This window comes from Luteitalea sp. TBR-22 (assembly GCF_016865485.1).
Classification (GTDB): Bacteria; Acidobacteriota; Vicinamibacteria; order Vicinamibacterales; family Vicinamibacteraceae; genus Luteitalea.
Map to the genome: position 1 here is coordinate 5,383,088 of NZ_AP024452.1, position 12,569 is coordinate 5,395,656.

Annotated in this window: 6 protein-coding genes; 5 read left to right on the forward strand and 1 reads right to left on the reverse strand. The window is 70.6% G+C overall.

The features are described 5' to 3' along the window. The first annotated feature begins 286 nt into the window (after window positions 1-286). From TBR22_RS22315 to TBR22_RS22335, 5 genes are all read left to right on the forward strand, one after another. Window positions 287-1,996 carry a CRTAC1 family protein gene (locus TBR22_RS22315; RefSeq protein ID WP_239490045.1) on the forward strand — a complete coding sequence of 570 codons (1,710 nt, stop codon included), beginning with the start codon at window positions 287-289 and terminating at the stop codon, window positions 1,994-1,996. 140 nt (window positions 1,997-2,136) lie between these two features. Beyond that, on the forward strand, window positions 2,137-5,259 hold the full coding sequence (locus tag TBR22_RS22320) for a tetratricopeptide repeat protein (RefSeq protein WP_239490046.1): 3,123 nt from the start codon (window positions 2,137-2,139) through the stop codon (window positions 5,257-5,259). Continuing rightward, a complete protein-coding gene (locus TBR22_RS22325; RefSeq protein WP_239490047.1) occupies window positions 5,259-6,962 on the forward strand; it encodes a CRTAC1 family protein in 1,704 nt (567 codons plus the stop codon). Before TBR22_RS22320 ends, TBR22_RS22325 begins: the two co-directional genes overlap by 1 nt. 146 nt (window positions 6,963-7,108) lie before the next feature. After that, window positions 7,109-10,447 (forward strand): FG-GAP-like repeat-containing protein, encoded by a 3,339-nt coding sequence (locus TBR22_RS22330; RefSeq protein WP_239490048.1) that lies wholly within the window; start codon window positions 7,109-7,111, stop codon window positions 10,445-10,447. Then, complete coding sequence (locus TBR22_RS22335) at window positions 10,444-11,442, forward strand: nitrilase-related carbon-nitrogen hydrolase (RefSeq protein WP_239490049.1); 999 nt, start codon at window positions 10,444-10,446, stop codon at window positions 11,440-11,442. The genes TBR22_RS22330 and TBR22_RS22335 overlap by 4 nt, the downstream gene beginning before the upstream one ends. A gap of 86 nt (window positions 11,443-11,528) precedes the next feature. Here the strand turns inward: TBR22_RS22335 and TBR22_RS22340 are convergent, their stop codons facing one another. Next, window positions 11,529-12,515, reverse strand: coding sequence for an IPT/TIG domain-containing protein (locus tag TBR22_RS22340; protein ID WP_239490050.1), 987 nt, complete (start codon window positions 12,513-12,515; stop codon window positions 11,529-11,531). Between the last annotated feature and the right edge of the window lie 54 nt (window positions 12,516-12,569).

Consider the following 12,569-nt stretch of genomic DNA (forward strand, 5'->3'; position numbering starts at 1 on the left):
GCTTGCTGGCGGCCTGGCCGGAGGATTGGCACGACCACCTGCCTGTGCGGCCGACCTTCACAAGCGGGCCTGTGGCAAACATTCGGCCCATTCCGAGACAATCGAAGAGATTTGGACTGACCACTGCCGATGTGCCAGTGGCGAGTGGAGACTCCGGCCGAATGCGCCCCGAGGCGGCGCGCGGCGGCGCCCGTGGTGCCGTGTCCATCGCATTGGATCCCGATCCGTGACTCCGCCCCGTCCCGGCGCGACACAGGGCCAGCGACGCGTGGTACAACCGCGGGATATGTCCCACCCGTGGCTCCCGCGATCCTCGTCGCGCCGCGCCTTCCTGCGGGCCGCCGGCGCTGCCGGCCTGGCCGCCGCCTGGCCGGCGACGACGCGAACGCAGCAGGGCGCGCTGTTCGAGGTCGTGCCCCCGTCACGCAGCGGCATCAGTTGGGTGCACGACAACGCGATGTCCGAGTTCCGCTACCTGCCCGAGACCTGCGGCTCGGGCTGCGCCATCTTCGACTTCGATGGCGACGGGTGGATGGACCTCTATCTCGTCAACAGCGGCCCGGCCGACTTCTTCACGCCGAAGACGCCGCTGCGCAACGCCCTCTACAAGAACAACCGCGACGGCACGTTCACCGACGTCACCGAGCAGGCCGGCGTGCCCGGCGGCACCTTCGGCATGGGCGTGGCCGTGGGTGACTACGACAACGACGGGTTTCCTGACCTGTTCGTGACCGCCTACGGCAACTGCACGCTGTACCGCAACAACGGCAACGGCACGTTCACCGACGTGACCGAGAAGGCCGGGCTGCGGGTGCCTGGCTGGACGACCAGCGCGGTGTGGTTCGACTACGACAACGACGGCCGCCTCGACCTGTTCGTGTGCAGCTTCGTCGAGTTCTCACTGAAGACCAACGTGTTCTGCGGCGACAACAAGCTCGGGCGGCGCTACTACTGCATCCCGCGCGTGTTCAAGCCGTCGGCCTCGTTCCTGTTCCACAACAACGGCGACGGCACGTTCACCGACGTGACCAGGGGCACCGACATCGCCCGCGCGCTCGGCAAGGGCCTCGGCGTGGTGGCCACCGACATCAACAAGGACGGGCAGCTCGACCTGTTCGTGGCCAACGATACGGTGCAGAACTTCCTGTTCATGAACCGCGGCAAGGGCGCGTGGGAGGAGATCGGCCTGGCCTCCGAGGTCGGCTTCTCGGCCAACGGCCAGCCGCGGTCGGGCATGGGCGTGGACGCGGCCGACTTCGACCAGGACGGCTGGGAAGACCTGTTCGTCGCCAACGTCGACCAGGAGATGTTCTCGCTCTACAAGAACCGCGGGAACGAGTCGTTCCAGGACGTGGCGCACGCCAACGGCATCGCCCAGTCCACCCGCCTGCTCAGCGGCTGGGGCCTGAAGTTCTTCGACTACGACAACGACGGCCACCTCGACCTGATGCTCGCCAACGGCCACCCGGACGACATGATCGAGCACTACTCCACGCAGGTGACCTACAAGGAGCCGCTGCTGCTCTTCCACAACGAGGGTGGCAAGCTGAAGGACGTCAGCAAGCAGGCCGGCGACGCCTTCGCGGCGCAGTATCCGGCCCGCGGGCTCGCGGTCGGCGACCTCGACAACGACGGTCGCCTCGACGTCCTCATCAACAACAACGGCGCCGCTCCGCTCCTGCTGCAGAACCGGGCCGGCCAGGGGAATCACTGGGTGGGCCTGTCGCTGCAGGGCGTGACCTGCAACCGCGATGCGATCGGCGCGCGCATCAGCTGGTCGGTCGGCGGCAAGGTCACCCGACGGTTCAAGACCGGCGGCGGCAGCTACCTGTCGGCGCACGACCCTCGCGAGATCCTCGGCCTCGGGCCCGCCACCCAGGTGGACTGGGTCGAGATCGCCTGGCCCGCCCCGAGCACCCGCGTCGACCGCCTCACCAACGTGAAGGTCGATGCGTACCAGAAGGTGGTGGAGGGGAAGGGCGTGGTTAACGTTTGACGTTTGACGTTTGACGTTTAGCGTTTGACGTCAGACGTCAGGCGTTAAAACCGCCCAGCTAGTGCTTTCAGGTGACCCGACCGCAACGCCAGGGCCGCTACTCTGGCGGTTCCGGCGTTTCCGGCCAATCCAGGTTCCTGATGACCGCACAGATACCGTCTGGGTGGCGAGCGTGGTGGCTCGCCGGCTTCTTCCTCCTCCTTCTCAACAGCGCCTATCTGGGCGCGTTTGCGACGGCCTCGGCCTTCTACTACGCCCAGGTGGCGGCCCACGTGATCGGCGGCGCGGTCCTCGGCGCCACCGCCCTGCGCCACGTGGCCAGGCACCGGGCGGTGCCCGAGGGATGGGGCGTGGCGGCCGGTCCGCTGGTGGTAGCGCTGCTCACCGGGCTGGCGCTGGCCTGGACGGGTGCCACGCGGCCGTACCGGGGCCTGCTCTACACGCACGTCGCCGCGTCCGTGCTCGGCGTCCTGCCGGTGCTCTTCTGGCTGCTGGCGCGCGCCGGGCGCGTCGGCGCGCCCACCCTGCCGGGCGCCACGCCGGCCCGCTCGGCCACCCTGATGCGCGCCGCGGTGGCCATCACCCTGCTGGCGATGGTCGGCTCGATCGCCTGGGTCAGCCGGTACGGCGCCGTCCGGCGCGCCTCCTATCGCATCCAGAATCCGGCCGTGGTGCCCACCTCGATGCAGGAGGAGGGGCCTGGCCCCCGCAGCCCGTTCTTCCCCTCGCCGGCCAACACGACGCGCGACGGCATCATCCCGTCGAACTTCTTCATGACCAGCAAGGAGTGCGCCCGCTGCCACAAGCAGATCTACGACGAGTGGAACGAGTCGGCGCACCACTTCGCGTCGTTCAACAACCAGTGGTACCGCAAGTCGATCGAGTACATGCAGGACACGGTCGGCACCGGCCCGTCCAAGTGGTGCGCCGGCTGCCATGACCACGCGGTGTTCTTCAACGGACGCTTCGACACGCCGATCAAGCAGCAGATCAACACGCCGGAGGCGCAGAACGGCCTGAGCTGCACGTCGTGCCACGCCATCACGCACGTCGGCGGCTCGATGGGCAACGGCCACTTCCTCATCGAGTACCCGCCGCTGCACGACCTGGCCGTGAGCAGCAACCCGCTGCTCCGCTGGGCGCACGACAAGCTGCTGGAGCTCGATCCTCAGCCCCACCGGGAGACGTTCCTCAAGCCGTTCATGACCGACCAGACGCCCGAGTACTGCAGCACCTGCCACAAGGTGCACCTCGACGTCCCGGTGAACGGCTACCGCTGGATCCGCGGCTTCAACGACTACGACAACTGGCAGGCCTCGGGCGTGTCCGGCATGGGCGCGCGCGCCTTCTACTACCCGGCCAAGTCGCAGGGCTGCGGCGACTGCCACATGCCGAAGGTGGCCTCGACCGATCCGGCGGCGAAGTCCGGCCAGCACAAGAGCCACCGGTTCGCGGCCGCCAACACCGCCCTGCCTTTCGTGAACGGCCACGCCAACCAGATGAAGGCCGTGCAGTCGTTCCTGAAGGACGGCCAGGTCACCATCGACATCTTCGGCCTGGTGCGCACGCCCGGCGGACAGGCCACCGAGGAGCGCCAGGTGGCCGGCAGCGAGCCGCGCCTCAGCAGCACCTTCGCCGTCGGCGAGGAGTCGATGCATTTCGGCTCCACCACCACCGTCACCACCGCGCCGATGACCGTCGTCGCACCGCTCGACAAGGCGCAGCCGGCGCTGCGTCGCGGCGAGTCGGTGCGCCTCGAGGTCGTGGTCCGCACGCGCAAGGTCGGGCACTTCTTCCCTGGCGGCACCGTCGACGGCCACGAGGTGTGGGTCGAGCTCGAGGCGGTCGACAGCAAGGGCCGCACGATCATGCACAGCGGCAAGGTGGCCGACGGGGGCAAGGGGCCGGTGGAGCCCGGCGCGCACATCTACCGTAGCCTGATGCTCGACGCGGCCGGCAACCCGATCAACAAGCGCAACGCCTGGGCGGCGCGCTCGGTCGCGTACGTGCGCCTCGTGCCTCCGGGCGCGGCCGACACGATCCACTACCGCCTCGACGTGCCGGCCGACGCCGGCGACTCGATCACGCTCAAGGCCCGGGTGAACTACCGCAAGTTCGCGTTCTGGACGACGCAGTGGGCGTACGCGGGCGTGCGCGATCCGCACGAGCCGGCCTCGCTCACCACGCGCGACTACGACAACCGCGGCTGGCTGCTGAACGGCGACACCTCGAACGTGTCGGGGGGACTCAAGTCGATCCCCGACCTCCCCATCACCGTGATGGCCGAGGCGACGACGACGCTGAAGGTCGTGGGCGCGAAGGACGCCACCACCGACACACCGGTCGTCACCAGGGCGGTGCGCGAGCGGTGGAACGACTACGGCATCGGCCTGCTGCTGCAGGGCGACCTCAAGGGCGCCGAGGCGGCGTTCCTCAAGGTGACGCAGGCCGAGCCGGGTTACGCCGACGGCTGGGTGAACGTGGCGCGCGCCCGCCTCAACGAGGGCAACGTCGACGGCGCATCCGAGATGCTCACGCAGGCGCTGAAGCTGAACCCGACGCTGGCCAAGACCCACTTCTTCCTCGGACAGGCGGCCAGGCAGCAGGGCCGCTACGACGAGGCCATCGCGTACTTCAAGGAAGCGGCGCGCCAGTATCCGCGCGACCGCGTGGTGCGCAACCAGCTCGGGCGCGTGTACTTCCTGAAACGGCAGTACGAGGCCGCCGTCGCGGAGTTCAAGGCAGCGCTCGACGTCGACACCGAGGATCTGCAGGCACACTACAACCTGATGCTGTGCTATCAGGGCATGGGCAAGCCGGACCTCGCGGCGCGCGAGCGGAAGCTGTACGAGCGCTACAAGGCCGACGAGGCCGCGCAGGCGATCACCGGCCCCTACCGGCAGATCAACGCCTACGACAACAACGAGCGGCAGAGCGTGCACGAGCACGGCGATGCCGCGCCGTACCCGAAGTACTACACGCCGCGCGGCGGCGCGGCGAAGGCGCTCGAGGCTGCGCGTCGGGCAAGCCCGACGCCTACGAGCCGCGCGACGGCGGCAACGGGCGTCGCGGTGGCGCGTCCGGCAAGCCCGACGCCTGCCCCTGGCGCCGGTGTAGCAGCCTCTGATTCCAGGGATGTAGCCGCCGGGCTTGCCCGGCGGTCGTCGCCCCCGCCGACGCCCGGAGCGTCCGACCGCCGACCTGTCCGCCGAAGCGCAACGCGCGAAGGTGGACTGAAGACTGCCGAGACATCCCCGCAATGATGCGTTCGCCTTTTCTGACCCTTCCGCTGGCGGCCCTCGTGGTCGCCGGCCTCGTCACCGGCCTGCGCGCGCAAGCGCCGAGATCGGCCGCCGCCGCGCCAGCCGGCGCCATCGCCTTCTCGGACGTCACCGCGCCGGTCGGCGTCACGTTCCGCCACGCGAGCGGCGCCTTCGGCAAGAAGTACCTGCCCGAGACGATGGGGGCAGGCGTGGTGGTCTTCGACGCCGACGGCGACGGGCGCCAGGACCTGTACTTGGCCAACGGCAAGGCATGGCCAGGGAGGCCACCGCTCAGGTCGATGCCGGCGCTGTACCGCAACACCGGCGGCCGCTTCGTCGACGTCACCCGCGCCTCCGGCCTGGCCGCCGAGATGTACGGGATGGGTGGCGCCGCCGCCGACTACGACAACGACGGCGACGTGGACCTGCTGGTCACCGCGCTCGGCGGCAGCCGGCTGTATCGCAACACCGGGGGCGGCCGGTTCGAGGACGTCACGGCCAGCGCCGGCGTCGGGCGGGCGGGGTTCTCGACCAGCGCCGCCTGGTTCGACTACGACAAGGACGGGCGCCTCGACCTCATCGTCGCCAACTACGTGCAGTGGCAGATCGACAAGGACATCCACTGCACGCTCGACGGCAAGACCAAGTCGTACTGCACGCCCGAGAGCTACAAGGGCGAGACGCCGTTCCTGTTCCGCAACAACGGCAACGGGACGTTCGAGGACGTGACCCGGAAGTCCGGCCTCTTCGACCCGACGAGCAAGGGTCTCGGCGTGGGCCTCATCGACTACAACGCCGACGGCTGGCTCGACGTGTTCATCGCCAACGACACGCAACCGAATCGCCTCTACCGGAACACCGGCAAGGGCACCTTCGTGGACGAGGCGGTGACGGCCGGCGTCGCCTTCAACGAGGCGGGGGTGGCGCGCGCCGGCATGGGCGTCGACGCGGCGGACTTCGACGGCTCGGGGCGCCCGGGCCTGCTGATCGGCAACTTCTCCAACGAGATGCTGTCGCTCTACCGCAACGAGGGCAACGGCCTGTTCATCGACGACGCGCCGACCTCGAGCCTCGGGCGCGAATCGCTGCTGTCGCTGACCTTTGCGTGCTTCTTCTTCGACGCCGACAACGACGGCTGGGTGGACATCTTCACCGCCAACGGGCACGTCGCCGACGACATCAATCGCGTGCAGCCGAAGGTCACCTACGCGCAGGCGTCGCACCTGTACCGCAATGCCGGCAAGGGACGCTTCTCCAACGTCGCCGCCGGCACGGCGCTCGCCGTGCCCACCGTGGCACGCGGCGCCGCGCACCTCGACATGGACAACGACGGCGACCAGGATCTCGTCATCACCGTCAACAACGGGCCGGCGCGGGTGCTGCGCAACGACTCGAAGGGCGGCCGTGCGTTGCGGCTGGCGCTGGTCGGCACGCGCTCGAACCGGTCGGCCATCGGCGCGCAGGTACGCGTCACGGTGGGCGGGGCGACGCGGCTCGCGATGGTCAAGTCCGGGTCGAGCTACCTGTCGCAGAGCGAGTTGCCGCTCACCTTCGGGCTCGGCGCGGCGTCAAAGGTGGAGCAGGTCGAGATTCGCTGGCCGAGCGGCCAGGTCGATCGCCTCGGCCCGCAGGACGCCGGCCAGACGCTCGTCGTCACCGAGGCGAAGGGCGTCACGCAGAAGGTGCCGTTCACCCGCCCGTAGGCGCCGGACTTGTCCGGCGCTCTCGTCTGGTGCGGCATCTCTGACCGTCGGATACGGCCGACGCCTACGGATCGGCATCGCGAAACATCACTGACCCGTCGGGCAAGCCCGACGGCAACGAACCAGGGCCGACGGCCACCAATTCCATGACACGCACATTCACGGTTCTCGCCGGTCTGGTCACCCTGGGCGTGGTCCTCACGGCGCAGGCGCCGACGCCCCCGGCCCGCGACGTCCGCGAGAAGGCCTGGCAGGCCAACAACCTCGGCGTGGCGTACCTCGAGCAGTTCAACCACGCGAAGGCGGCCACGCAGTTCGAGGCGGCGCTCGGCATCGACCCGACGCTCGTCGCGGCGCGCGTCAACCTCGCGATCGCGCGGCTGTACGAGCCGGACCTGCCGGCCGCGCTGAAAGTCGCCACCGCCGCGGCGGCGTCTGCCGGGGCGCCTCCGCACGCCGACTTCGTCCTCGGGCTGATCGCGCGGCAGGAGAACCGCGAGGACGAGGCGCTCGCGGCCTTCCGGCGCGTGCTCGAGGCCGACCCCGACGACGTGGCGTCGCTGGTCAACGTCGGGCAGCTGTTGCTGCAGAAGCGGGCCTACGCCGACGCGGTGCCGGTGTTCACGCGCGCCGTGGAGCTCGAGCCCTACAACGTCTCGGCGCTCTACAACCTCGCCGTCGCCCAGACGCGCGCCGGCCAGCGTGAACTCGGTGCCGAGACCACCAGGCGGTTCCAGGCCCTGCGCGAGACGGGCTACGGCACGACCTACTCGAACGCCTACCTGGAACAGGGCCGGTACGCCGAAGCCATCCTCTCCACCGGCGCGGAGGCGGACCTGGCCGCTCCGCCGCCGACGCTGACCTACGCGGCGCGTCCGCTGGCCCTGGGCCCTCGCCCGCCGGTGGCCATCACCGCCGCCGACATCGATCGCGATGGTCGCACCGACCTGATCGCCGTGCACGAGGACGGGTTCGAGGCCTACGCGGCTGCCGCCGCCCCGACACCGACCCGCGTCTCGACCGGGACCCTGGCGACACCTGGACTTGGCGCGCGAGGGGCCGTGGTTGCCGACGTCGACAACGACGGCAAGGCCGACGTGCTGATCCACGGGCGAGGCGGCGTGGCCCTGTGGCGGCAGGTGGCCGGCCAGGGCGGCGCCTCATTCGGGTTCGAGGACGTGACCCGGGCCTCGACGATGGCCACGACGCTCGATGTGCGCACGGCGGCGCTCGTCGACCTCGATCACGATGGCGACGCCGACGTGGTGCTGGGCGGCGCGACACGCGACGGCGCGGCGGCCCCGCTCGCGGCCTGGCGCAACAACGGCGACGGCACCTTCGTGGACATGAGCGCCAGCGCCCTGCCCGGGCAGGCGCCGCTGGTCGCGACGGCCATCGTGCCCACCGACGTGGACCTGCGCCGCGACATCGACGTACTGGTGCTCGGCGAGGACGGCCGGCTCCGCCTGTGGCGCAACATGCGCGACGCGACCTTCCGCGAGGTGTCGGCGACGGTGGGCCTGGACGCCCTGCCACCGGCGGCGGCGATGGCGGTCGGCGATGCGACCAAGGACGGCTTCCCCGACATCGCGCTGAGCGCGAAGACCGGCGCGAGCGTCATCGCCGTCGGCGCCTCGAACAACCGCTTCACGGCACGACCGCTGCCGGCACTGCCGACCGGCGCCTCGGCGGCGCAGATGGCCGACGCCGACAACGACGGCCTCCTCGACGTCGTCGCCCTGCTGCCCGACGGGGTCCACGTGGTCCGGCAGGCCAGCGGCGGCGCCTTCGAGGACGTGTCCACGCGCACCGGACTCACGAGGACCGGCACGGCCGACGCCGCGGCTGCGGGCCTGGCCCTGCTGGACGCCGACCTGTCCGGCTCGCTCGACATTCTGCAGTGGCGCCACGGCGCAGCGACGTTGCTCGTGGCCGTGGGCGCGGCGCCCGGCTTCCGCGTCACGCTGCAGGGACAGGTGAGCAACAGGAGTGGCCTCGGCTCGAAGATCGAGATGCGGGCCGGCAGCCTGTGGCAGAAGCTCGAGGCGTCTGCGGCATCGCCGGCAGCCGCGCCGGCCGACCTGCTCTTCGGGCTCGGCACGCGGCCCTCGCCCGACGTCGTGCGCGTGCTCTGGCCGGCTGGCATCGTGCAGGCCGAGGCCCTGGCGGCCGACGTGCAGAAGGCGGGCCGGCTCGAGGTGATAGAGCTCGACCGCAAGCCCTCCTCGTGCCCGTACCTCTACACGTGGACGGGAGATCGCTTCGAGTTCGTGACCGACTTCCTCGGCGGCGGGGAGATGGGCTACCAGCTCTCGCCGGGCGTGTTCAACACGCCTGACCCGGAGGAGTTCGTCCGCATCCGGGGCGACCAGCTCAAGGCCCGCGACGGGCGGTACGAACTGCGCGTGACCAACGAGCTCGAGGAGACGCTCTTCATCGACCACCTTTCGCTGCTCGCCGTCGACCACCCCGAAGGCACCGACGTCTTCCCGCTCGAGGGCATGGTCTCGGCGCCTGCGCCGGGGCTGCGGTACGCCGTGGTCCGCGACCGGCGGGCTCCCGCCGGCGTGACCGACGCCGCTGGCCGCGACGCGACCGGCGCGGCCGGGAAAGTCGACCACACCTTCGTGGACGGCCTGCCGCTGCTGCCCGTCCGCGGCTATGCGAAGCCGCACGCGATGACGATCGACCTCGGGGCGAACACGCCGGCGCGTGGCGCCGTGTTGCTCCTCACCGGCTGGACCGACTACGCGTTCTCGAGCGACAACGTCGCCGCGCACCAGGCCGGGCACGCGCTGCACCCGCCGTCGTTGCAGGTGAAGGACGCCTCTGGCGCCTGGCGCACGGTGGTCGAGGAGATCGGCGTTCCCGTCGGCCGGCCGCAGACGATCGTCGTCGACCTGACCGACCGGTTCCTGTCGTCGAGTCGCGAGGTGCGCATCGCGACGACGATGCGGGTGTACTGGGATCAGGTGGAGGTGGCGACGCGGGTGCCCGACGCGCAGCCCGTGATCACGCGCGCCGGGGCGTCGCTGGCCGACCTCCGCTGGCGCGGCTTCTCCGAGCCGACGACGACGCGCGAGCCGTTGACGTTCGATTACGGGAAGGTGACGCCGCACTCGCCATGGAAGCAGATGCCCGGGCGCTATACGCGTGAGGGCGACGTGCGGGCGCTGCTCGATGCCGTGGACGACCGCTTCGTGGTGTCGCGTCCCGGAGACGAGATCGCGCTGGCCTTCGAGGCCGCGGCGTTCCCGGCGGAGCGGGCGGGCTGGACGCGGACGTACCTCCTGCACGGCGACGGGTTCAGCAAGGAGATGGACATCAACTCGCAGAGCCCCGATCAGGCCTGGCCGCTGCCGTCGCACTCGATGACGCGTTACCCGGCGCCGGCCTCGCCGCTCGACGAGCCGGCCTGGTTCACGCACTACAACACGCGCGTCGTCGGCCGGCAGGTGCCGCGCCTGGCGGGCGTGCCGCGGTGAGCGCGTCGCGCTTGCGGTACGCGGTCGCCGCCTGCCAGACCGACCTGCCCTGCCCGCGCACCCGCGCGGAGATGGCCCACAACACCGACCGCATCGTCGAGATGATCGATGCGGCGGTGGTCGGCAGCCAGCCGTTCCTGCCGGTGCGGCTGGTGGTGTTCCCGGAGTTCGCGCATTGCGCGCCGGCCTACCCCGGGCTCGAGGCCCTGATCGAGCACCTCGCCGTCGAGATCCCGAACGAGCACACCGAACGGCTCCAGCAGCGGGCGCGGCGCCACGACGTCTTCATCCAGAGCGGCTCGATGCTGGAGGTGGACCCGAAGTGGCCGGGCGTGGTGTTCAACACGACCTGCCTCATCGGGCCCGACGGCATCCTGTCGCGCTACCGCAAGGTGAACCCCTGGATCCCGTTCGAGGTGCACGCGAGCCCGCACGACCTGCCGGGCTACGACGAGGAGTTGTTCCCCGTCGTCGACACGCCGATCGGCAGGCTCGGGTGCGCGATCTGTTACGACTGGCTGTTCCCTGAGGCCATACGCCAGCTGGCGGCCAACGGCGCCGAGGTGCTGATCCGCGTGTCGGCCTACATGGATCCGTGGGGCGCCACCGAGCCGATGAACTGGTGGACGCTGGTCAATCGGACGCGCGCCATCGAGAACATGGCGTACGTGGTGGCCGCCAACCAGGGCGCGAGCCTCCGTCACTACCCGCCGTATTCCTGGCCGGGCGGCAGCCAGGTGGTCGACTTCGACGGGCGGCTCCTCGCGGAAGCCTCGCCGGGGCCGGGTGAGCGGATCGTCGTGGCGCCGGTGGACGTCGACGCGCTGCGGCACGAGCGCGCCTCGCGCGTCGGTCATCACATGCTGGCCCACCTGCGGACCACGGCGTACCCGGTGTACCAGCAGCCGGGGTTCCCGCCCTCCGGGCACGCGTCACCCATCACCTACGCGAGCAACGTCGCACGCACCGAGCAGCGGAAGGGGGAACTGTGGTGAGCGTTCGGGTGCGGCGATCCCGCCTCCCGCCTCCCGATTCCCGCCTCCCGCCTCCCGACTCCCGATTCCCGATTCCCGATTCCCGACTAGATGCGATAGATCGTGTCGTCGGAGCAGGCGACCATCGAGCCGTCGGTCGGATCGAAGGCCACGCCGATCAGGCCCGCGCCGCTGACGACCAGTGAGCGAGCCCCGTCGGGGGTGATGCGATGGATGCCGCTGTCGCCGGCGAGCGCGTCGACGACGTGCAGCACGCCGTGACGGTCGAAGGCCAGGCCCTGGGGTCGTCCGAAGCCCTCGAGCCAGCGCGTGACGACGCCATCGGGCGTGATCCGATAGAGGGCGTCGCAGGAATTCAGCGTCGGCGCCGCGACGATCACGTCGCCACCGGGATCGACCGCCAGGTGGAAGGCGGCAACGCTCGGCGGGATGGCGGCCAGCGGCCGATGACGACCGTCGGGCGTCACGACGTGGACCGTGCCGGATCGATCCCCCACGAGCAGGTCGCCGTCGGCCGTGAACGCCAGGCCGAACGCGACGCCCAGGTTCTCGGCAAACTTCGTCGGCTCGCCGTCAGCCGCGATGCGCGACACCGTGCCCTCGAACCGGCTCGAGACGTAGAGGTGGCCGTCGGGCCCGAAGGCGAGCGAGGTGGCATTGCCGAGCCCGGAGACGAACGCCTCCCGCACCCCATCGGCCCCGATGCGGTACACCGACACGGGCGTTTGCTGGCCGCGCTGGCCGCTCAGCGTCGCATAGACGCGGCCTTCCGCGTCGATCGCCGGGCTGTCCACCTGGTGGACGCCGGTCGTGATCGCCCGCCCCACCGAGACGAGTGGGGTGCTGCCCTCGAGCCCCTCGATCGCGAGGGGTTGCTCGCCGCCCGGGGTGTCGGCAGGCACTTCGATCGCGACGCTGCGCGACGAGGCGCGCAGCACGCGGGCGGCCTGGCCCCCGAGCGTCACCTCGGGAACGCGACCGGGCCGCACGTCGAAGCCGCTGCCGCTGACGACGAGCCGCCCGCCCGGCGTCACGGCCCTGGGTTCGATGCGATGGATGTCGGCGCGGGGCATCGACCGATCGTACCAGTCGGGAGTCGGGAGTCGGGAGTCGGGAGTCGGGAGTCG